Annotated in this window: 20 protein-coding genes; 17 read left to right on the top strand and 3 right to left on the bottom strand. The window is 70.3% G+C overall.

What is annotated here, in order from left to right:
* Window positions 1-26 precede the first annotated feature (26 nt).
* Complete coding sequence (locus EDF46_RS09005; protein WP_123505980.1) at window positions 27-1,400, top strand: pitrilysin family protein; 1,374 nt, start codon at window positions 27-29, stop codon at window positions 1,398-1,400.
* 11 nt (window positions 1,401-1,411) lie between these two features.
* The gene (locus EDF46_RS09000) at window positions 1,412-2,014 is read left to right on the top strand and encodes a histidine phosphatase family protein (protein ID WP_123505979.1); all 603 of its coding nucleotides are present in this window, start codon (window positions 1,412-1,414) and stop codon (window positions 2,012-2,014) included.
* 105 nt (window positions 2,015-2,119) lie between these two features.
* Here EDF46_RS09000 and EDF46_RS08995 read toward each other — a convergent pair whose 3' ends face one another.
* Complete coding sequence (locus tag EDF46_RS08995; RefSeq protein WP_123505978.1) at window positions 2,120-2,596, bottom strand: GNAT family N-acetyltransferase; 477 nt, start codon at window positions 2,594-2,596, stop codon at window positions 2,120-2,122.
* Window positions 2,597-2,632: 36 nt separating this feature from the next.
* On the opposite strand from EDF46_RS08995, the gene dapB reads away from it, so the two are divergent.
* A complete protein-coding gene (dapB, locus tag EDF46_RS08990) occupies window positions 2,633-3,376 on the top strand; it encodes a 4-hydroxy-tetrahydrodipicolinate reductase (protein WP_123505977.1) in 744 nt (247 codons plus the stop codon).
* On the top strand, window positions 3,373-3,816 hold the full coding sequence (locus tag EDF46_RS08985) for a hypothetical protein (protein ID WP_370454081.1): 444 nt from the start codon (window positions 3,373-3,375) through the stop codon (window positions 3,814-3,816). Before dapB ends, EDF46_RS08985 begins: the two co-directional genes overlap by 4 nt.
* A gap of 43 nt (window positions 3,817-3,859) precedes the next feature.
* Here the strand turns inward: EDF46_RS08985 and EDF46_RS08980 are convergent, their stop codons facing one another.
* Window positions 3,860-4,768, bottom strand: a complete 909-nt coding sequence (locus EDF46_RS08980) for a TIGR01777 family oxidoreductase (protein ID WP_123505976.1) — start codon at window positions 4,766-4,768, stop codon at window positions 3,860-3,862.
* 125 nt (window positions 4,769-4,893) lie between these two features.
* Here EDF46_RS08980 and thyX point away from each other — a divergent pair, with 125 nt between their 5' ends.
* From thyX to dapF, 13 genes are all read left to right on the top strand, one after another.
* Window positions 4,894-5,595: an FAD-dependent thymidylate synthase gene (gene thyX / locus EDF46_RS08975; RefSeq protein WP_123506493.1), complete on the top strand. Its 702-nt coding sequence runs from the start codon at window positions 4,894-4,896 to the stop codon at window positions 5,593-5,595.
* Window positions 5,596-5,658: 63 nt separating this feature from the next.
* The gene (dapA, locus tag EDF46_RS08970; protein ID WP_123505975.1) at window positions 5,659-6,636 is read left to right on the top strand and encodes a 4-hydroxy-tetrahydrodipicolinate synthase; all 978 of its coding nucleotides are present in this window, start codon (window positions 5,659-5,661) and stop codon (window positions 6,634-6,636) included.
* A gap of 59 nt (window positions 6,637-6,695) precedes the next feature.
* On the top strand, window positions 6,696-8,372 hold the full coding sequence (locus tag EDF46_RS08965) for a ribonuclease J (protein WP_123505974.1): 1,677 nt from the start codon (window positions 6,696-6,698) through the stop codon (window positions 8,370-8,372).
* Between the two features lie 177 nt (window positions 8,373-8,549).
* On the top strand, window positions 8,550-11,450 hold the full coding sequence (locus EDF46_RS08960; RefSeq protein WP_123505973.1) for a DNA translocase FtsK: 2,901 nt from the start codon (window positions 8,550-8,552) through the stop codon (window positions 11,448-11,450).
* A gap of 4 nt (window positions 11,451-11,454) precedes the next feature.
* Window positions 11,455-12,111: a CDP-diacylglycerol--glycerol-3-phosphate 3-phosphatidyltransferase gene (gene pgsA, locus EDF46_RS08955; protein ID WP_123505972.1), complete on the top strand. Its 657-nt coding sequence runs from the start codon at window positions 11,455-11,457 to the stop codon at window positions 12,109-12,111.
* On the top strand, window positions 12,108-12,599 hold the full coding sequence (locus EDF46_RS08950) for a CinA family protein (RefSeq protein WP_370454079.1): 492 nt from the start codon (window positions 12,108-12,110) through the stop codon (window positions 12,597-12,599). Before pgsA ends, EDF46_RS08950 begins: the two co-directional genes overlap by 4 nt.
* Window positions 12,600-12,721: 122 nt before the next feature.
* Window positions 12,722-13,030, top strand: coding sequence for a helix-turn-helix domain-containing protein (locus EDF46_RS08945; RefSeq protein ID WP_123505971.1), 309 nt, complete (start codon window positions 12,722-12,724; stop codon window positions 13,028-13,030).
* 90 nt (window positions 13,031-13,120) lie between these two features.
* Window positions 13,121-13,345 (top strand): DUF3046 domain-containing protein, encoded by a 225-nt coding sequence (locus EDF46_RS08940; RefSeq protein WP_123505970.1) that lies wholly within the window; start codon window positions 13,121-13,123, stop codon window positions 13,343-13,345.
* A gap of 445 nt (window positions 13,346-13,790) precedes the next feature.
* On the top strand, window positions 13,791-14,900 hold the full coding sequence (gene recA, locus EDF46_RS08935; RefSeq protein WP_233579956.1) for a recombinase RecA: 1,110 nt from the start codon (window positions 13,791-13,793) through the stop codon (window positions 14,898-14,900).
* A 164-nt stretch (window positions 14,901-15,064) separates the two neighbouring features.
* Window positions 15,065-15,967, top strand: coding sequence for a regulatory protein RecX (locus tag EDF46_RS08930; protein ID WP_123505969.1), 903 nt, complete (start codon window positions 15,065-15,067; stop codon window positions 15,965-15,967).
* A gap of 177 nt (window positions 15,968-16,144) precedes the next feature.
* Window positions 16,145-17,824, top strand: coding sequence for a tRNA (N6-isopentenyl adenosine(37)-C2)-methylthiotransferase MiaB (gene miaB, locus EDF46_RS08925; RefSeq protein WP_123505968.1), 1,680 nt, complete (start codon window positions 16,145-16,147; stop codon window positions 17,822-17,824).
* 3 nt (window positions 17,825-17,827) lie between these two features.
* Entirely contained in the window at window positions 17,828-18,766 is a 939-nt protein-coding gene (gene miaA, locus EDF46_RS08920; RefSeq protein WP_233579955.1) for a tRNA (adenosine(37)-N6)-dimethylallyltransferase MiaA, read from the top strand.
* Window positions 18,767-18,780: 14 nt separating this feature from the next.
* Window positions 18,781-19,659, top strand: coding sequence for a diaminopimelate epimerase (gene dapF / locus EDF46_RS08915; protein ID WP_123506490.1), 879 nt, complete (start codon window positions 18,781-18,783; stop codon window positions 19,657-19,659).
* A 433-nt stretch (window positions 19,660-20,092) separates the two neighbouring features.
* On the opposite strand, the gene EDF46_RS08910 is transcribed toward dapF, so the two are convergent.
* Window positions 20,093-20,704, bottom strand: a complete 612-nt coding sequence (locus tag EDF46_RS08910; RefSeq protein ID WP_123505967.1) for a class I SAM-dependent methyltransferase — start codon at window positions 20,702-20,704, stop codon at window positions 20,093-20,095.
* Window positions 20,705-20,726 lie beyond the last annotated feature (22 nt).

Genomic DNA, 20,726 nt, shown 5'->3' with positions numbered 1-20,726 from the left:
TCATCGATCCCGTAGGCTCGAAGGCGATGAACGGTCCCGTCCCTCTCCCGCTCGATGTCGACGACATCTCTTTCCGCGCCACGGCCGGCGAGCTCGTTCGGCGAAGCATTCTCCCGACCGGCGTGCGCGTCCTCTCCGAGCAGATGCCCGGCGCGCGCAGCGCCACGGTGGGCTTCTGGGTCGCGGTCGGCTCGCGTGACGAGAGCGAAGGCGAGCGGGGTTCCACGCACTTCCTCGAGCACCTCCTGTTCAAGGGCACGCCGACCCGCAGCGCGTTCGACATCTCGGTGAGCTTCGAGTCGGTCGGCGGCGAGCACAACGCCGCCACCGCGAAGGAGTACACCTGCTACTACGCCAAGGTGCGCGACGTCGACCTCGACATGGCCGTCGACGTGCTCGCCGACATGGTCATCTCGTCTCGGATCGACCCCGACGAGTTCGAGATCGAGCGCGGCGTGATCCTCGATGAGCTCGCGATGGCCGACGACGACGCGGCCGACCTCGGCAGCGAGCGCCTCTTCGAGTCGGTCTTCGGCGACCACGCCCTCGGCCGCCCGATCGGCGGCTCGCCCGACTCGATCCGCGCGGCGTCCCGCGACGACGTCGTGCGCCACTACCGCGCGAACTACCGCCCGCAGGATCTCGTCATCACAGTCGCCGGCGCCGTCGAGCACGACGCCCTCGTCGCCCGCATCGAGGCGGCGCTGAAGGCGGCAGGCTGGTCCGACGAGGCAGGCGAGCCCGTCCCGCGTCGCAGCACCGATGCCGTCGCCCTCACGCAGGGTCGACCGGTGCTGGTGGTTCCCCGGCCCCTCGAGCAGGCCACCGTGCTGCTCGGCGTGCCCGGCCTCGCGCTCACCGACGAGCGCCGCCCCGCCCTCAGCATCCTGAACGCCGTGCTCGGCGGGGGCATGTCGTCGCGCCTCTTCCAGGAGATCCGCGAGAAGCGCGGCCTGGCGTACTCGGTCTACTCGTTCACGCCCAGCTACTCCGACGCCGGCCTGTTCGGCCTCTACGCCGGCTGCGCGCCGCGCAACGCCGCCGAGGTCGCGTCGCTGATGCTCGAGGAGTTCGACCGGCTCGCGGCCGACGGGATCTCCGACCTCGAGCTCGAGCGCGCCATCGGCATGCTCGGTGGCGCGGCCGCGTTGGCGCTCGAAGACAGCGACACGCGCATGAACCGCCTGGGTCGGGCAGAGATCTCGACGGGCGAGTTCGTCGACCTCGACGAGTCGCTGGTGCGGCTGGCGCGGGTCACGCCCGCGAGCGTGTCAACCCTCGCCGGCGATCTCCGCGCCGGCGTACTGTCCACCGTGGTCGTCGGAGATGTCGAGCCCGCTCTCTTCGACCCGACCTCCGCTGTTCAGCCTGCGGCAACGTCGCCGCAGGCCAGTTCGTGAAAGAGTCCCTCGTGTCGCACTACCTCTACTTCGTCCGCCACGGCGAGCAGCAGGACGCCGAGTACGGCCTGCCCGACGGCCCGCTCTCCGAGCGGGGCAAGCGTCAGGCGCGAGCCATCGCCGAGCGTCTCGGCGGCGTCCCGTTCGACTCCGCGTGGCACTCGCCGCTCGAAGGCGCCGCCGAGACGGCGCGGATCATGAGCGAGGTGATGCCCGCGCTCCGACCCGAGCCCTCGACGCTTCTCTTCGACTGCATCCCGTCCGGGCCGACCCCCGACATGCCGGCCGCCTTCAAGCCGTTCTACGGCGGCGTCACCGGCGAGCAGATCGAGGCCGGCGAGGCGCAGATGGCCGATGCGGTCGCCGAGTGGCTGACCCCGGCGCGCGAAGACCGCCACGACCTCCTCATCACGCACAACTTCGTGATCGGCTGGTTCGTGCGCGAGGTGTTCGGGGCCCCGGCCTGGCGCTGGATGGGTGTCAACCAGGCCAACGGCGGCCTGACGATCATTCGCGTGCGCTCGGCCAAGCCGCCGGAGCTCGTCACCCACAACGACCTCGCGCACCTCCCCGTCGAGCTGCGCACGGGCTTGCCGGTCGAGCAGCCGCTGTAACTCATTGGGCGGCGGGCGGCCGCGCACCGGACCTCGGACAAGCCTCGGTCGTCCGGTGTGCCGGCTGCCTGCCGCAGGGGCGCTAAAGGGGGCCGGCAAGCCGCCCTAGCGGAGCGGCTTCCGGTACCAGTTGGTGGCGTTCGGGTTGTCGTTGTAGGGCTCGACGTCCTCGTAGCCGGTCGACCGGTACAGCCCGCCCGCGGCCGTGAGACTCGCATTCGTGTCGAGCACGGCCCAGTCGGCGCCGAAGCCGCGTGCGCGCCGCTCCAGCTCGGCCAGGAACGCCTTGCCGAGCCCGCGGCCGCGCCCGTCCGGCCCGACGTACAGGTGCTTGACCTCGTAGCGCACGCCGCCGTCGGGGTCGTCCGAGATGCGCCGGATCCCTCCGCACGCCACACCGGAGGCTCCCTCGACGTCGGCCACCAGGAAGACGCCGGCGGGCGGCACGAACGCGGCCGGCTCGGGGAACGTCGTCGTGTAGCCGACCGGGTCGGGGAAAGTCGCGATCCGCTCGTCGAAGTACGCCGCCAGGAGGGCGTGCGCTTCGGGGTCGTCGACGGCCAGGGCTCGGTACTCGGTCACGATGACCGATGCTACCGACCCCGGTAGGTTGGGGGCATGTCAACTCGCGTCGCCGTCGTCGGAGCCACCGGAAGAATGGGCGGCCTCTTCCGCCGCCTCATCGACGAGAGCGACTCGCTCGAGCTGCACGCGGCGCTGTCGTCGCGCGACGACCTGGCCGCCGTCGAGGGGGCCGACCTGGTCGTCGACGTGACCGTTCCCGCCGTGAGTCCGGGCATCGTCGAGACGGCGGTCCGCGCGGGCATCCCGGTGCTCGTCGGCACGTCGGGCTGGTCCGAGCCCCGCCTCGCCGACCTGCGCAGGATCGTGGCCGAGGTCGCGGGCCCAGGCGTCCTCGTGGTCCCCAACTTCTCCGTCGGGTCCGTCCTCGCGACGACGTTCGCCACCATGGCCGCGCGCTTCTACGAGTCCGTCGAGATCATCGAGACCCACCACCCCGGCAAGGTCGACTCGCCGTCGGGCACCGCGATCCGCACCGCCGAGCTCATCGCCGCGGCGAGGCGCGACCTCGGTCCGGTCGTCGCCCCCCATGTCGACCAGCGCGCCCGCGGCCAGCAGGTCGCCAGCGTGCCCGTGCACAGCCTCCGCCTGCCGGGCATCGAGGCCCGCCAGGAGGTCGTGTTCGGCGGCCCCGGCGAGACGCTGTCGCTGCAGCACGACACGACGTCGCAGACAGCGTACGAGCAGGGCATCCGCGTCGCCCTCGCCGCGGCCCCGTCGATCCAGGGCGTGGTCGTGGGGCTCGACAAGGTCCTGCCGCTGGGGCCCGCTCAGCAGTGAAGGGCCGCATCGCCGCGCTCGTGATGTGCGCGCTCCTCGTGGTCTACCTCGTGCTCGTCGCGCAGCGGGCCGTCCTGTTCATCCTGACCGGCGAGGTCGTCGCCGTGATCCTCGGCATCGCGCTGTTCGTGCTGCCGGTCATCGGAGTCGTCGCGCTGCTCTACGAGCTCCGCTTCGGCATCGTCACCGAGCGCATCGTCACCCAGCTCGGCGCCGAGGGCGCGCTTCCCGTCGACGACCTGCCGAAGCGGCCCTCGGGGCGCTACGAGCGCGAGGCGGCCGACTCGGCATTCCCCGCCTACGCGACCGCGGTCGAGCAGGCACCGGACGACTGGCGCGCGTGGTTCCGCCTGGGCCTGGCGTACGACGCCTGCGGCGACCGTCGCCGCGCGCGGGGCGCCATGCGGAAGTCGTTCTCTCTGCGGCGCGCGGAGCGCTGAGAAGGCGACCGCCCCGAGTTCCTGCGGGGAAAGCCTGCTGCCTCTACTTCAGGAGGGTGTCGAGCGCGCTCTCGACCGTCTCGTCGCGGAAGACGAAGCCGTCGGCGAGCAGCTTCTCGGGCACGACCTTCTGGCTCGACAGCAGCATCTCCTGGCCGGCGTCGCCCAGCAGGGTGCGGATGGCGAAGTCGGGCACGGCGAGCTTGTACGGGCGCCCGAGGTCCTTGGCGACGCGAGCCGTGAGGCGGTCGCTCGTCGCCGCGACCGGGCCGGTGAGGTTGACGGGGCCCTCGAGCGACGAGGTGAGCAGGTGGACGATCGCGGCGGCCTCGTCGCGGAGGCTGATCCACGGCCAGATCTGAGCGCCGTTGCCCAGACGCGAGCCGAGGAACGCGCGGGTCAGCCCCAGGATCGGCTTCATCGCGCCGCCGGGGCCCACGACGATGCCGGTGCGGACCGTGGCGACGCGGGTGCCCTCGGGCGCCTGGTGGGCCTCGGCCTCCCAGTCCGAGACGACGTCGGCGAGGAAGCCGGTGCCGCGGGGAGACTCCTCGGTGAGGATGTCGAGCGGCCTGTCGCCGTAGATGCCTACGGCCGAGCCGCTCAGGAACACCGACGGCGGCGTGGCGGCGTGGTGCATCGCGTCGGCCAGAGTGTGCGTGGCGTCGACCCGGGACTGGCGGATCTCGTCTTTGTACGAGCGCGTCCACGGCAGCTTCGAGAGCGAGGCGCCCGAGAGGTTGATGACGGCGTCGGCCCGGTCGAGCAGGTTGTAGTCGAGGATCCCGGCCTGCGGCGACCAGGTGAACTCGTCGCGGTTCGTCGTCGGGCGACGCACCAGCGTGAGGACCGTGTGGCCCTTCGCTCGGGCCTGCTTCGCGACCTCCGTGCCGATCAGGCCCGATGCCCCCGCTATCAAGACCGTGAGTCCTGTGCCGTGCTCTGCTGTCATTGCCTGCCCTTCGTCGATCCCTCACACTAGGCGGGCGCGCTGACCGTGTCCGCGACCGCTACGGGTAGTCTCGTTGCGTGACCGATGAGACCCCCACCGCACCCGAGATCGAGTTCCGCAGCGACATGACGGTGGAGCTCGTCCGCTCCAGCGCCCACGACTCCGACGTGCTGTTCGCCGCGCGCGTGTCGACGATGGGCGAGCAGACGCTCGAGTCGGCGCAGGCCCCCGAGAGCGACGGCGCCCCCAAGGGCGCGGGCCTCATCAACTACCTGATGCGCGACCGCCACGGCTCGCCGTTCGAGCACAACTCCATGACCTTCTACGTGCAGGCGCCGATCTTCGTGTTCCGCGAGTTCATGCGGCACCGCATGGCGTCGTACAACGAGGAGTCGGGCCGCTACCGCGAGCTCAACCCCGTCTTCTACGTGCCCGCTGAGAACCGCAACCTCGTGCAGGTCGGCAAGCCCGGCGCCTACGACTTCTTGCCCGGCAGCCCCGAGCAGTACGAGCTGGTGTCGGAGGCCACCCGCGCCTCGTCGACGCTCGCCTTCGACGCATACCAGAAGATGCTCGAGGCCGGCGTGGCCCGCGAGGTCGCCCGCATCGTCCTCCCGCTCAACATCTACTCGTCGATGTACGTCACGGTGAACGCCCGCTCGCTCATGAACTTCCTCAGCCTGCGCACCAAGCGCGAGGGCACGCACTTCCCCTCCTTCCCGCAGCGCGAGATCGAGATGTGCGCCGAGAAGATGGAAGACATCTGGGCCGGCCTCATGCCGCTCACCTACTCCGCGTTCGAGAAGAACGGCCGCGTCGCCCCCTGACGGCGATCGCCGCGTCGCCTCCCGGCGGTAGGGGAGGGGCGTCGATCCCGATACTCTGTAGGGGTGTCGAACATCTCCAACCCCTTCGGGCAGGTCCTCGTCGCTCTCGTGACCCCCTTCACCGCCGACGGTGAAGTCGACTGGCCGGGCGTCGAGAAGCACATCGACGACTGCATCAGCGCGGGTGCCGACGGCATCGTCGTGACCGGCACCACGGGCGAGACCTCGACCCTCACCGACCCCGAGAAGCTCAAGCTCGTCGAGGTCGGCAAGTCGGTGGCGGCCGGCCGCGCGAAGATCATCACCGGCGGCGGCTCGAACGAGACCGCGCACGCGATCCAGCTCTACAAGTCCAGCGAGAAGGCCGGCGCCGACGGCGTCATGATCGTCACGCCCTACTACAACAAGCCCACGCAGGCTGGCATCCTCACGCACTTCCGCATGATCGCCGACGCGACCGACCTGCCTGTGCTGCTCTACGACATCCCCGGCCGCACCGGCGTCCCGATCCGGTACGAGACGATCCTGCGCGCCGCCAAGCACCCGAACATCGTCGGCGTCAAAGACGCGAAGGGCGACTTCGCCGAGGTCAGCCGCGTGCTGAACCAGACCGACCTGCTCTACTTCTCGGGTGACGACACCAACGTGCTGCCGCACCTGGCCATCGGCGCGACCGGCCTCATCGGCGTCACCGCCAACATCGCCGCGGCCCCGTACCGGACCATCGTCGACGCGGTCAACGCGGGCGACCTCCACACCGCGACGGCCGCCCACAGGCAGCTCGAGCCGCTGGTGCGCGCCGTCATGACCCACGTGCCCGGAACCGTCGCCGCCAAGTACATCCTCCACGGCCTCGGCCGTATCTCGAGCCCCCGCGTGCGCCTCCCGCTCGTCGGGCCGGAAGACACGGAGGCCGCCCTCATCGAAGACGAGCTGTCGCACGTGGGCGAGATCCCCGGCGTCGACTTCTCGAGGTTCCGTCCCGACCGCAATGCGGCCGCCGGCGGTGCGCTCCCGAAGGTGCACGGCACCACGCGCTAGGCGCGCCCCACGACTTACACCGGAGGCTCGCGGCCTCACACCAGAACACCAAGGAACACATGCCCACAACGATCCAGTCCCCTCCCGCCCTCGCGAAGGGCACCCTCCGAGTCATCCCGATCGGCGGTCTCGGCGAGATCGGTCGCAACATGACCGTCTACGAACTCGACGGCAAGCTCCTGATCGTCGACGCCGGCGTGCTCTTCCCCGAAGAGCACCAGCCCGGCGTCGACCTGATCCTGCCCGACTTCACCCCGATCAAGGACCGCCTCGACGACATCCTCGGCGTCGTGCTCACGCACGGCCACGAAGACCACATCGGCGCCGTGCCCTACCTCCTGCGCCTCCGTCAGGACATCCCGCTGCTCGGCTCCACGCTGACCCTCGCGCTCGTCGAGGCGAAGCTCAAGGAGCACCGCATCAAGCCCTACACGCTCGCCGTGAAGGAAGGGCAGATCGAGAAGCTCGGCCCGTTCGAGCTCGAGTTCATCGCCGTCAACCACTCCATCCCCGACGCTCTGGCCGTGGCCATCCGCACGTCGGCCGGCCTGGTGCTCCACACCGGCGACTTCAAGATGGACCAGCTGCCCCTCGACAACCGCATCACCGACCTCCGCGCCTTCGCGCGACTCGGCGAGGAGGGGGTCGACCTCTTCCTGCCCGACTCGACGAACTCCGACGTGCCCGGCTTCACCGCTCTCGAGCGCGACATCGGCCCGGTCCTCGACGACATCATCGCCCGAGCCCCGCGTCGCGTCGTCGTCGCCAGCTTCTCGAGCCACGTGCACCGCGTGCAGCAGGTGCTCGACGCCGCGCACATGAACGGCCGCCGCGTCGCTTTCATGGGCCGCTCGATGATCCGCAACATGACGATCGCGGCCGACCTCGGCTACCTCAGGGTGCCCGAGAACGTCCTCATCGACTCGAAGAAGGCCAAAGACCTCCCCGACGACCGCATCGTCTACATGTCGACCGGGTCGCAGGGCGAGCCGATGGCGGTCCTGGCCCGGATGGCCAACCTCGAGCACCAGATCGAGATCGGCGAGGGCGATACCGTCATCCTCGCCTCGAGCCTGATCCCGGGCAACGAGAACGCGGTCTACCGCGTGATCGACGGCCTGACCAAGCTCGGCGCCCACGTCGTGCACAAGGGCAACGCGAAGGTGCACGTCTCGGGCCACGCCTCGGCGGGCGAGCTGCTCTACTGCTACAACATCCTGCGCCCGAAGAACGTCCTCCCGGTCCACGGCGAGCACCGTCACCTCTACGCGAACGCCGCCCTGGCCGAGCGCACCGGCGTCAACCCGAAGAACATCATCACGGGGCAGGACGGCATCGTCGTCGACCTCCGCGACGGTGTGGCGAAGGTCGTCGGCCAGCTCGACCTCGGCTACGTCTACGTCGACGGCTCGACCGTGGGCGAGATCACCGACGCCGACCTGAAAGACCGCCGCGTTCTCGCCGAAGAGGGCTTCATCAGCATCTTCCTCGCGATCGATCCGCAGACCGGCCTTATCGTCGTGGGGCCGGAGATCCAGTCGCGAGGCTTCGCCGAAGACGAGTCGGTCTTCGACGACGTCAAGCCGAAGATCGTCGCGGCGCTCACCGAGGCCGCGCAGAACGGCACCCGCGACGCGCACGCCTTCAGCCAGGTCGTCCGCCGCACGGTGGGCCGCTGGGTGAACTCGCAGCACCGCCGCCGCCCGATGATCGTCCCGGTGGTCATCTCGGCGTAGGCCTCACCCACCTCACCTGCGGCGTCGTCGCCCCGGGGACATGGCTCCGCCATCGTCCCCGGGGCTCCGCCTTGCCTCTGATGCGATTGAGCCCTGCGCCCGTGGGAGCAGGCGCCCGACCGAACACGCGCAACATCCTTCACACCTTCAACCGGGGGTGCAAGGTACGTTTGCCGCATGGCTACGAGCACGAAACCTTCGCCGCGCGCGCGCACTTCCAATCGCGCACCCTCGCGCGCCGGGGGCTCCGGCCCGCGGGGCGGAGCCGCACCGACCAAGAAGCTCCCTGCCGCCAAGGCCCCGGTCGTCATCGATCACGGCCCCGGAATCGGAACACGCGCCTGGCTCGGGCTCGCCCACGTGGTCGGCGCCGGATTCCGCGTGCTCGGCCGCGAGTCGCTCGATCCTGCGGAGCGTCGTGACGGGGTGCCGTTCTTCCTCGTGCTCCTGGCGGTGGCCGGAGCGATCGTGGAATGGCTCAACCCCGGCAACGCCGCGGCCATCGCCCTCGACCACTACACGTTCGGCGGGCTGTTCGGGCGGGTCGCCTACGCCCTGCCCGTGATCATGGTCGTGTTCGCGGGCTGGCTGTTCCGGCACCCGGCGTCGGTCCACGACAACACGCGCATCGGCATCGGCCTGGGCCTCATGGTCGTCTCGATCTCCGGGCTCTGCCACATCTACGGCGGGCGGCCCGAGGCGTCCGGCGGCATGGCCGGCCTGGCCTCCGGCGGCGGGATACTCGGCTGGGTGGTCGCCTCGTGGATGGTCAACCTCCTGACCGTCTGGGTGGCCGTGCCGGTGGTCTCCATCGTGCTGGCGCTCTCGCTGCTCATCATCACGAAGACGCCGCCGAACCACATCGGCCGACGCCTGCACGAGCTCTACGCCTATCTCTTCGGCGCCCCCGGTCCGTCCGAGCCCGGTGCCGAGGGAGCGAAGGCGGGATCGTCGAAGGCCCTCTCGTCGACCGCGATCGAAGACGCCGTCGACGGAGACGACGAGGCCGCCGAGCTCCCCTGGTGGCGCCGCAACAAGAGCGGCCGCGAGGAAGACCCCGCCTACGACTCCCCGGTGGTCGCCGAGACCGGCCCCGTCGCGCGCAAGAGCCGAGGCCGCAAGGCGCGCGAGGAGGCGAACTCGTTCACCGACATCATCGAGGGCCCGAAGACCGAAGACGACTTCCCGACCGACGTCCTCTCCGGGTTGGGCTTCGCCGAGGCCGCAGCCGCCGAGAGCGCGCTCGGCCTGTCCGGGGCTCCCGCTGTCGCACCGGGCGCAGGAACGAGCGCCGCCGCCATCCCGACCCCGCCGGTCGCCGCACCGGCACCCGTCGTCGTGCCCGCCGCGGCCGCACTCGGCCCCTCGGACGCCGCGGCCGAGTTCTTCGAGCCCGACCCCGCCGACGAGCGTCCGAGCTTCGAGATCGCCGACACCGACGACGACGAGGCGCCCTACCGCCTGCCCGCGGTCTCGACCCTCAGCCCGGGCGACCCGGCCAAGACCCGAAGCGAGGCGAACGACACGATCGTCGCGGCCATCACCGAGGTGCTGACGCAGTTCAACGTCGACGCCCGCGTCATCGGCTTCAGCCGCGGACCGACGGTCACCCGCTACGAGATCGAGCTCGGCCCGGGCGTGAAGGTCGAGAAGGTCACCGCCCTGGCGAAGAACCTCTCGTACGCGGTCGCGTCGAACGAGGTCCGCATCCTCTCGCCGATCCCCGGCAAGAGCGCCATCGGCGTCGAGATCCCGAACACCGACCGCGAGATCGTGTCGCTCGGCGACGTGCTCCGCTCGTCGGCCGCGACCAAGAGCGCGCACCCGATGACCATCGGAGTGGGCAAGGACGTCGAGGGAGGCTTCGTCGTCGCCAACCTCGCGAAGATGCCCCACCTCCTGGTCGCCGGCTCCACCGGCTCCGGCAAGTCGAGCTTCGTCAACTCGATGATCACGTCGCTGCTGATGCGCGCCAAGCCGAGCGAGGTGCGGATGGTCCTCATCGACCCGAAGCGCGTCGAGCTCTCGATCTACGCCGGCGTGCCGCACCTGATCACGCCCATCATCACCAACGCCAAGAAGGCGGCCGAGGCGCTCCAGTGGGTCGTCAAGGAGATGGACATGCGGTACGACGACCTCGCGTCGTTCGGCTTCCGCCACATCGACGACTTCAACAAGGCCGTCGTCAACAACGAGATCGTGCTGCCGCAGGGGAGCGAGCGCTCGCTCAAGCCGTACCCGTACCTCCTCGTCGTGGTCGACGAGCTCGCCGACCTGATGATGGTCGCCCCGCGCGACGTCGAGGACTCCATCGTCCGCATCACGCAGCTGGCCCGCGCCTCGGGCATCCACCTCGTGCTCGCGACGCAGCGTCCGTCCGTCGACGTGGTCACCGGCCTCATCAAGGCCAACGTGCCGTCGCGCCTCGCCTTCGCCGTGACCAGCGTGACCGACTCGCGGGTCATCCTCGACCAGCCGGGCGCCGACAAGCTCATCGGCCAGGGCGACGCGCTCTTCCTTCCCATGGGGGCGTCCAAGGCCATGCGCGTCCAGGGCGCGTGGGTGCAGGAGAGCGAGGTCAACGACGTCGTCCAGCACGTGACCCGCCAGGCCCGCCCCGAGTACCGCAACGACGTGGCCCAGGTCGTCGAGAAGAAAGAGATCGACGGCGACATCGGCGACGACCTCGAGCTCCTGCTCGCCGCCGCCGAGCTCGTCGTGTCGACCCAGTTCGGCTCGACGTCGATGCTCCAGCGCAAGCTGCGCGTCGGCTTCGCCAAAGCCGGCAGGCTCATGGACCTCATGGAGTCGCGCGACATCGTGGGGCCCTCCGAGGGGTCGAAGGCGCGCGACGTCCTGGTGACCGTGGAGCAGCTCCCGGGCGTGCTGGCGAAGATCCGCGGCGGGGAGGATCCCGGCGCGGGGTCGGGGGCGCGAGTTCCTGAGCGCAGCACCGCGCCCTCGGCGCCGTCCGACGACCGGTACTCCGCCGACCCGGTCGGCGACATGACCTCGGGGTACCGAGAGGTCGACGCCGACGATTCGGAGGACGCCTGGGGTCTGACAGGACGAGACTGATCCCATGAGCCACGAACCTGCGTCCCCCCGCGCGAAGACCTTCCCCCTGACGGGGAGGATCGTCAGCCGCGGCGACGGACCGGCCTCGACCGCCAACATCGCGAACATCATCACGGTGGTGCGGATCCTGATGGCGCCGCTCTTCTTCGTCCTGCTGGTGGTCGACGACGGCAGCATGGGGGCTCTGCGGGTGTGGGCCGCGGTCATCTTCGTGGTGGCGATCCTGACCGACAGCCTCGACGGGTTCCTCGCGCGTCGGCAGAACCTCGTGTCCGACTTCGGCAAGATCGTCGACCCGCTGGCTGACAAGGTGCTGACCGGCGGCGCGTTCATCGTGCTGTCGGTGCTGGGCGAGCTGCCCTGGTGGGTGACCATCGTCATCCTCGTGCGCGAGATCGGCATCACGGTCTACCGCTTCGTCGCGCTCAGCGACCGCGTCATCCCCGCCTCGCGCGGCGGCAAGCTCAAGACGCTGCTGCAGGGCGTGGCCCTGACGCTCGCCCTCTTCCCGTTCACCACCTGGCTGGGCGACTGGTTCAACTGGGTCAACATCGTGCTCATGTCGGCCGCCTTCCTCGCCACCGTGCTGTCGGGGCTCGACTACATGCGGGTCGCGCTGCAGCACTCGCGATCGCGCACCCCCACGGACGGCGCAGCGTGACGCTCGTCGTCGACCTCATGGCGTCCCTTCGGGCGCAGGAACTCACCGTCGCCGTCGCCGAGTCGCTCACCGGGGGCCTGCTCGTCGCCGAGCTCGTCTCCGTGCCGGGCGCCTCCAGCGTCGTCGCCGGGGGAGTGGTGGCCTACCAGACCGAGGTCAAGCACTCGCTCCTCGGGGTGCCCGCGGCTCTCCTCGCCGAGCACGGCGCGGTCCACCCCGACGTCGCGGCGGCCATGGCGACGGGTGTCCGAGAACGCCTCACCATCGCCCACGCCCGGCCCACGTTCGGAATCGCGACGACAGGTGTCGCCGGCCCCGACCCCCAGGACGGCCAGCCCGTCGGCACCATCTACGTGGGTATCGCCTGGGAGAATCATGTCGAAGTGGTACCCCTCGCACTGGAGGGTGACCGCCAGGCAATCCGATCGGCTACAGTCGCCGAATCACTTGCAGCACTTCAGCGGGTGGTCGAGCGGTTCAGGGAATAGCGCGGGTTTCAGTCCTGTTACATCTCTCAGGTCGCACGGCACATCCAGACATTGCTGATTACAGTTGCACCTACCCACCTGGTACTCCGATCACGGTGGGTCGTCCTCAGGAGGAGGGTCCTATGGTTCTCGTACGTCAAGAAATCGGTGACGTCCTTCGTGACTTCCGCCTGCAAAAGGGCCGCACGCTTCGTCAGGTCGCATCCAAGGCCAGTGTCGCGCTCGGTTACCTAAGTGAGGTCGAGCGTGGCCAGAAAGAGGCCAGCTCTGAGATCCTCGCCTCGGTAGCGGATGCTCTCGAGACGCCCATCTCCACGATCATGCGTGAGGTCGGTGACCGCATGGCGGTCCTCGAGGGGCTCAGCCCCGTTCCCGACACGCTCCCCGACGACCTCGTCGCCGAGTTCGACGCCGATCTCGCGGTCCGCTAGAGCTCTCCGCGAGTCACACGAACGCCCCGGCCTGTCGGCCGGGGCGTTCGTGCGTCCGGGGGTGGGCCGCCCGGCGGGTACTCTCGACGGGTGCGCAAGAGTGAGTTCGCCCGAGCGGTCGTCGACGAGTTCGGCGAAGGGTACGGCCGGGTCGTGACGCGCGACGTCGTGCTGGCGGCGCTCGGCAGCGTGTCGGCCGACGAGGCGATCGGTCGGGGCGACGACCCGCGCGACGTGTGGCTGGCCCTGTGCGAGGTCGAGAACGTGCCCGAGTCCCGCCGCTACGGCGTCGGGCTGCCCAAGCCGCGCCCGTAGTCCGCGCCGCCGGCGCTCCGCCCTCCTGCCGGCCCCGCCTGGCATCCTGCCCGCCCGCGTCCCAAAATTTCAAGGAGATTTTCGCCGGCGTGGCCTGCGATGGCCGCGGGTTGGCCCTACTTGGCCAAAATCTCCTTGAATTTCAGAGGTCGACACGCCGCGCCGCTCACTCGAACATGTGTTCGGTCGGGTGCTAGCCTCTCCTCCACAGGGGCGCTCCGGTGCCGGGTTCTCCACAGATGGCTGAGCGGCGCTTCGAGTGTCGGTGGCTCTCCGTAACGTTCTCGGCAACAGCGCTTCCCCTGAGCCTTGTCGAACACCTCCTGGCCTTGCACCACCGGCCCGGGCAGACGCGACAGCCTATAGGCGCACCGACTGACGTCGACGAGCATCGCTCGACGGCGACGACCCCGGCCGTCCGCGCGACGACCGAGAAGGAGACATCATGCCCTCAGTTGCAGATCGCGAGAAGGCCCTCGAGACGGCTCTCGCTCAGATCGATCGTCAGTTCGGCAAGGGCGCCGTCATGCGCCTCGGCAGCGACGAGCGCGCTCCCGTCGCCGTCATCCCCACGGGGTCGATCGCCCTCGACGTCGCCCTCGGCATCGGCGGTCTTCCCCGCGGGCGCATCGTCGAGATCTACGGGCCCGAGTCGTCGGGTAAGACGACGCTCACCCTTCACGCCATCGCGAATGCTCAGGCCGCCGGCGGCATCGCCGCCTTCATCGACGCCGAGCACGCTCTCGACCCCGAGTACGCGAAGAAGCTCGGCGTCGACATCGACGCCCTCCTCGTGTCGCAGCCCGACACCGGTGAGCAGGCCCTCGAGATCGCCGACATGCTCGTGCGCTCCGGGTCCATCGACCTCGTCGTCATCGACTCCGTCGCCGCGCTCGTGCCCCGTGCCGAGATCGAGGGCGAGATGGGCGACTCGCACGTCGGCCTCCAGGCCCGACTCATGTCGCAGGCGCTCCGCAAGCTGACCGGTGGCCTCAGCCAGACCGGCACCACGATGATCTTCATCAACCAGCTGCGTGAGAAGATCGGCGTCTTCTTCGGAAGCCCCGAGACCACCGCCGGCGGTAAGGCGCTCAAGTTCTACGCGTCCGTCCGCCTCGACATCCGCCGCATCGAGACCCTGAAAGACGGTACCGACGCAGTCGGCAACCGCACCCGCGTCAAGGTCGTCAAGAACAAGATGGCGCCGCCCTTCAAGCAGGCCGAGTTCGACATCCTCTACGGCGTCGGCATCTCGCGTGAGGGCAGCCTGATCGACTTCGGCGTCGAGCACGGAATCGTCCGCAAGTCGGGCGCCTGGTACACCTATGAGGGCGACCAGCTCGGCCAGGGCAAAGAGAACTCGCGCAACTTCCTGCTCCAGAACGCGTCGATCGCACTCGAGATCGAGCAGAAGATCCTGGCGAAGCTCGGCGTCGGCACCGACGGGGCCGCGGCCAAGGCAGCCAGCGACGCTGCCGCCGCCGCATCCGGCGAGCCGGCCGCCCCGACCCTCTCGGCGACCCAGCGCAAGCTGGCCGAGCGCAAGGGCGCGTAGTCATCGCCGACTCCACCGGGGGCGACGACCTCGCTCCCGTCACGCCGCTCTTCGGCGGGGGCCGTGCTTCGAAGCGCGGCCCCGCCGGCGAGGCTGGTCCTCGCGATGGCGCCGCCGGTGTGCCGGAAGGCTCGGCAGGCTCCCCGTGGGCCAGGGCGGATTCCGTGTGGGCCGACGATGCCGCCCCAGGCGCCGATGAGACGCTGGCTGACGCCGACGAGACGCTGGCTGACGCCGACGAGACGCCGGCTGACGCTGACGAGACGCCCGACGACCTCGACTCGGTTTCGGGCGCAGGATCCCGCGCGGCCGAATCCGATCTCGACGCCGCGGGGCTGGCCCGGCCCCTCCCGACCTACGAGGCGTTCGCCGCGAAGTCCGAGGCGCGCGAGCGCCTGTCGGCCGTGACGTCGCTCCCCGTGGGGCGCCGCGAAGGCGGGGCCGTCCCCGGTCGCGCACAGTCCGACCCCATCCGATCCGGCGCGGAGTTCCCCGACGTGATCGACGCCGCCGAGATCGACGTCGCCGAGATCGACGCCGTCGAGTCAGACGACGAGCCCGCTGAGACTCTCGACGCCGCGCGTGCCCGAGCCGAGAACGTCAGCATGCACGCGCTGTCGCGCCGCGGGGTCTCCTCGTCCGAGATGGCGAAGACCCTCCGATCCCGCGACCTCCCCGACGAGGTCGTGGAGGAGGAGATCGCACGGCTCGAAGGAGTCGGTCTCCTGAACGACGCCGAGCTCGCCGAGAACCTGGTCCGCACCAAGCAAGACCGCAAGGGCCTCGGCAAGGGCGCCATCACCGCCGAGCTGCGTCAGCGGGGCCTCGCACAGGAGGCCATCGAAGCCGCGGTCGACGAGATCGATGACGACGAAGAGCAGTCGCGGGCTGACGAGTGGGCGCGCAAGCGCGCCGGGCAGCTCCGCGGGCTCGACCAGGCGACCGCCGAGCGCCGTCTCAACGGCTACCTGATGCGACGCGGCTACCGCTCCGAGGTCATCCGCCGTGCGGTCGAGAAGGCGCTGCCACGCGGCGGCTCGTCACGGGGCGGCGTCCGCTTCGAGTAGCCCCTGGCGGGGGCGGGGCCGGCGGTGCGGAGCGTGCGCCGGCGGTCGTGCGCGGCGCGACGGCGCTCAGTGGCACGGCCGGAGGCGACGCGGGAGCGCCACGGCCGGGCCGTGCGGCGTAGGCCCCACGAGGCGACCGGTGCTCGGCCTGCGAATCCCGAATTACACTGGGGGACTATGTCGACGGTCCTCGAAGCCAGCGCCGCAGCGGCCAGCGCTGCAGCAGCAGCCACCACCACCGGGGCAGCGGCGAGCCCCTCGCCCCGCACCTACGAGGTGCGCACCTTCGGGTGCCAGATGAACGTGCACGACTCGGAGCGCCTGAGCGGCTCGCTCGAGGCCGCCGGCTACGTTCCGGCCGACGGAGCCGAGGCCGACATCGTCGTCATCAACACGTGCGCAGTCCGGGAGAACGCCGACAACAAGCTCTACGGCACGCTCGGCCACCTGGCGAAGACGAAGCGGACTCACGAGGGCATGCAGATCGCCGTCGGCGGGTGCCTCGCCCAGAAAGACAAGTCGGTGATCCTCGACAAGGCGCCGTGGGTCGACGTCGTCTTCGGCACTCACAACATGGGTGCCCTGCCGACGCTGCTCGAGCGAGCACGCCACAACGACGAGGCGCAGCTCGAGATCCTCGAGTCGCTCGACGTGTTCCCGTCGACGTTGCCCACGAAGCGCGACTCGACCTACAGCGGCTGGGTGTCGATCTCGGTCGGCTGCAACAACACCTGCACGTTCTGCATCGTCCCGTCGCTCCGCGGCAAGGAGAAGGACCGCCGCCCGGGCGAGATCCTCGCCGAGATCCAGGCCCTCGTCGACGACGGGGCCGTCGAGGTCACGCTGCTCGGGCAGAACGTCAACTCGTACGGCGTCGAGTTCGGCGACCGCGGCGCCTTCGCCAAGCTGCTCCGCGCCGCGGGCCAGATCGACGGCCTCGAGCGCATCCGCTTCACCAGTCCGCACCCCGCGGCCTTCACCGACGACGTCATCGACGCCATGGCCGAGACCCCCTCGGTGATGCCGCAGCTGCACATGCCGCTGCAGTCGGGCTCCGACCGGATTCTCAAGGCCATGCGCCGCAGCTACCGGAGCGAGAAGTTCCTCGGCATCCTCGACCGGGTCCGCGCCGAGATCCCGAACGCGGCGATCAGCACCGACATCATCGTCGGCTTCCCCGGCGAGACGGAGGAGGACTTCCAAGAGACCCTCCGCGTCGTCGAGCAGTCGCGGTTCGCCACGGCGTTCACGTTCCAGTACTCGATCCGGCCCGGCACGCCCGCGGCCGACCTGCCCGACCAGATCGCCAAGGAGGTCGTGCAGGAGCGCTTCGAGCGGCTCACCGCCCTGCAAGACCGGATCAGCGCGGAGGAGAACGCGAAGCAGGTCGGCGCTCTCGTCGAACTGCTCGTCGCGACCGGCGAAGGGCGCAAAGACACGGCGACGCATCGCCTCTCGGGTCGCGCCGCCGACTCGCGCCTGGTGCACTTCGAGGTTCCCGAGGGCGGCGACGTCCCGCGTCCCGGCGACATGGTGAGCGTCCGCATCACCGAGGCGAAGCCGTTCTACCTCCTCGCCGACCAGCCCGACGGCTCGATCTACGAGGTGCGCCGGACCCGCGCGGGCGACGCCTGGGACGCCGCCCAAGCCGCCTCCTGCGGTGTGCCAGCGATCACGACGCCCACGGGCGCTGCGACCGCCTCCGGCGCTCCGGCCCGTGTGTCGCTCGGCCTGCCCACGCTGCGCGTCGGAGTCCCGGCCCCGACGAGAGCGGGCGGCACCGGTGAAGGCGCCGCCGTGACCACTCCGATCTACGACGCACTCGACGGCGAGCGTCGCCCGGCCGACCTCGCCTAGGGCGTGACGGACTCCGAGCATCCCGACCTCGCCGTGGTGGTCGGGGCCACCGGCACGGGCAAGTCGGCCTTCGCCCTCGACCTGGCCGACGAGCTGGGCCGCAGGGGCCGAAGCGCCGAGGTCGTCAACGCCGACGCGATGCAGCTGTACCAGGGGATGGACATCGGCACGGCCAAGCTTCCGCCGGCAGAGCGCCGCGGAGTCCCGCACCACCTGTTCGACGAGCTCCAGGTCTCGGACGAGGCGAGCGTCGAGTGGTACCAGCAGCGGGCGCGCGACGTCGTCGACGAGATCCTCGGGCGCGGGGCGGTCGCCATCCTCGTCGGCGGGTCCGGGCTCTACGTCTCGGGTGCTGTGTTCGACTTCCGCTTCCCGGGCACGGACGCGATCGTACGCGAGCGCTACGAGCGGCTGGCTGCCGAGCGGGGGACCCGAGCGGCGTACGACCTCCTGAAGGGGCGTGATCCCGCGGCCGCCCTCGCCATCGGCCCGCACAATGCCCGCCGCATCGTGCGAGCCCTCGAGGTGGGCGAGATCACGGGCGAGCCCTTCGCCGTGGGGCTTCCCGAAGACGCCCCGCTCTGGCGTCCTGCCGCGTTGGTCGGGCTCCGCGACGACCGCGACGTGCTGGTGGAGCGCCTCGACGGTCGCGTGGACGACATGTGGCGGCAGGGCCTTGTCGCCGAGGTGGAGGGACTGCTGGCCGAGGGCCCCGCGCTGGGCGTCACGGCTTCCCGCGCCATCGGCTACGCGCAGGCGATCGCCGAGATTCGCGGCGAGCTGACCGAGACCGAGGCTCGCGACCTCACCAAGCAGCTGACCCGTCGCTACGCCCGACGCCAGGTCAGCTGGTTCAAGCGCTACCCGCGCGTGACCTGGGTCGAGAGCCGTGGCGACCTCGCCAGCGCCGTGTCAGCGGTCGCCGATACACTCACCGGGTGACCACCACCGCCACCATCCCCACCGTCGTCCGCTTCACCAAAGGGCAGGGCACGGGCAACGACTTCGTGCTCTTCGCCGACCCCGACGGAACGTTCGACCTGACGCCCGATCGCATCCGCGCGCTGGCCGACCGTCACTTCGGAGTCGGCGGCGACGGAGTCATCCGCGCCGTCCGCAGCGCCAGCCACCCCGAGGGGGCGGCCACGTTGGCCGAAGAGCCCGAGGCCGAGTGGTTCATGGATTACCACAACGCCGACGGCAGCGTCGCCGAGATGTGCGGCAACGGCATCCGCGTCTTCACCGCCTACCTCCTCGAGCAGGGTCTGGCGACGCTCGAGCCCGGGGAGACCCTGTCGATCGGCACCCGCGCCGGTGTCCGTGACGTCCAGCTGAACCGCGCTGGCTTCCAGGTCGACCTGGGCCGCTGGTCGCTCTCCGACGACCACCCCGAGGTGCGCGCCCGCGACCTCCACGCAGCGCGACCCGGCCTCGGCCTCAGCGTCGGCAACCCGCACGTCGTCGTGGCCCTCGCCTCCGCCGACGAGCTCGCCGGTATCGATCTCACCGTCATCCCCGTCCTCGACCCGGTCCCCGCCGCCGGCGCCAACGTCGAGTTCGTCGTCCCGGCCGAGCCGCTCGTCGCAGACGGGGTCGGCCGCATCTCGATGCGCGTCCACGAGCGCGGCTCAGGCGAGACCCTCTCGTGTGGCACGGGCGCGGCCGCGGCCGCCTTGGCCGTCCGGTACTACGCCGGAGACAGCGCGCCCGACCAGTGGCGCGTCGACGTCCCCGGCGGCACTGTCGGCGTCCGCATGTTCGCGACCGAAGACGGCGAGCACGTCTCGCTGAGCGGCCCCGCCGAGCTGGTGTTCACCGGCGAGCTCGCGATCTGACGCGGGGCTGCACCCGCCGTTTCGGCTCGATCCCGCCGGCTGTGTGGCGGGGCTGCGCCGCTTCGGCGGGCTCTGCTGGGTCGGGGTGAGCCCCGGCGGCGTCGCACCCGCCGTTCCGGCTCGATCCCGCCGCGATTGCCCCGGGGCTGCGCCGCTTCGGCGGGTACCCGCGCCGACACGCACCCCCGACCGCGGGCGCAGGAACTCGCACCCCGCCACCACCGACCCCGCCGGCGCGACCCAGCCACCGCCCACCCCTGGCCTCAGCGCCGCCGACCCGCTAAACTCGCACAATGAAGTTCTTCATCTGAGACCGAAGTCTCCCCGTGCAGTTCCTGCACCAGTTCGTATCAAGCGAACAGTCCCGACCGCGACACTCGGCGCGTCAGGCCAGCAAGTCGTCAGGCCAGCAGCTCGTCACGCCAGCGCCTCGTCAGGCCAGCCGCGTAGCCCGCAAGATCCGGTAGCCCTTCGACGTCGAATCCCGCTCGATCTCCACGACCGGGCCGAGTTCGTCGGCGATCCAGCGCTGGAGCGAGTCGGCTCCGAGGTTCTTCGCGACGACGAGGTACGCCTCCATGTCGATGCCGAGACGCGGCAGCCACGCCGACAGGATGTCGTGCAAGGCCTGCTTGCCGACGCGGATCGGCGGGTTCGACCAGATCCCGTCGAAGACGAGGTCGTCGGGCACGTCGCCTGGCAGCACGGCGTGCACGTTCGTCAGCCCGGCCCGCTTCGCGTTCTCGCGGAGAAGCTCGAGTACACGCTCGTTCACGTCGACGGCCCATACCTCGGCGTCGGGCGAGCGCAGCGCGAGCGTGAGAGCGATCGGCCCCCATCCACAACCCACATCCAGGAAAGTGCCGTCGCGCGGTGGCGTCGGCATGGATCCGAGAAGCACTGCGGTGCCCGGATCGATCCGCCCCGGACTGAAGACGCCCGCGGCGGTCGCCAGAGAGAGTTCGCGCCCGGCGAGCTCGACCGTGATCTCACGCGGTCGGAGCTCACTCGACGGCTGCGATGAGAAGTAGTGCTCGCTGGCCATCCCCACAGATTATCGAACCTGA

It is taken from the genome of Frondihabitans sp. PhB188, from assembly GCF_003752365.1.
Taxonomy (GTDB): Bacteria; Actinomycetota; Actinomycetes; order Actinomycetales; family Microbacteriaceae; genus Frondihabitans.
Note: the sequence above shows the minus strand (reverse complement) of the source record. Positions and strands in the feature narration are given on the sequence as shown.

Bases quoted from the DNA above. Each gene is read 5' to 3' on its own strand.
- EDF46_RS09005 (WP_123505980.1), top strand. From the start codon at position 27: ATGAACGGTCCCGTCCCTCTCCCGCTCGATGTCGACGACATCTCTTTC.
- dapB (WP_123505977.1), top strand. From the start codon at position 2,633: ATGTCAACTCGCGTCGCCGTCGTCGGAGCCACCGGAAGAATGGGCGGC.
- EDF46_RS08980 (WP_123505976.1), bottom strand. From the start codon at position 4,768: ATGACAGCAGAGCACGGCACAGGACTCACGGTCTTGATAGCGGGGGCA.
- thyX (WP_123506493.1), top strand. From the start codon at position 4,894: ATGACGGTGGAGCTCGTCCGCTCCAGCGCCCACGACTCCGACGTGCTG.
- EDF46_RS08965 (WP_123505974.1), top strand. From the start codon at position 6,696: ATGCCCACAACGATCCAGTCCCCTCCCGCCCTCGCGAAGGGCACCCTC.
- EDF46_RS08960 (WP_123505973.1), top strand. From the start codon at position 8,550: ATGGCTACGAGCACGAAACCTTCGCCGCGCGCGCGCACTTCCAATCGC.
- pgsA (WP_123505972.1), top strand. From the start codon at position 11,455: ATGAGCCACGAACCTGCGTCCCCCCGCGCGAAGACCTTCCCCCTGACG.
- EDF46_RS08945 (WP_123505971.1), top strand. From the start codon at position 12,722: ATGGTTCTCGTACGTCAAGAAATCGGTGACGTCCTTCGTGACTTCCGC.
- recA (WP_233579956.1), top strand. From the start codon at position 13,791: ATGCCCTCAGTTGCAGATCGCGAGAAGGCCCTCGAGACGGCTCTCGCT.
- miaB (WP_123505968.1), top strand. From the start codon at position 16,145: ATGTCGACGGTCCTCGAAGCCAGCGCCGCAGCGGCCAGCGCTGCAGCA.
- EDF46_RS08910 (WP_123505967.1), bottom strand. From the start codon at position 20,704: ATGGCCAGCGAGCACTACTTCTCATCGCAGCCGTCGAGTGAGCTCCGA.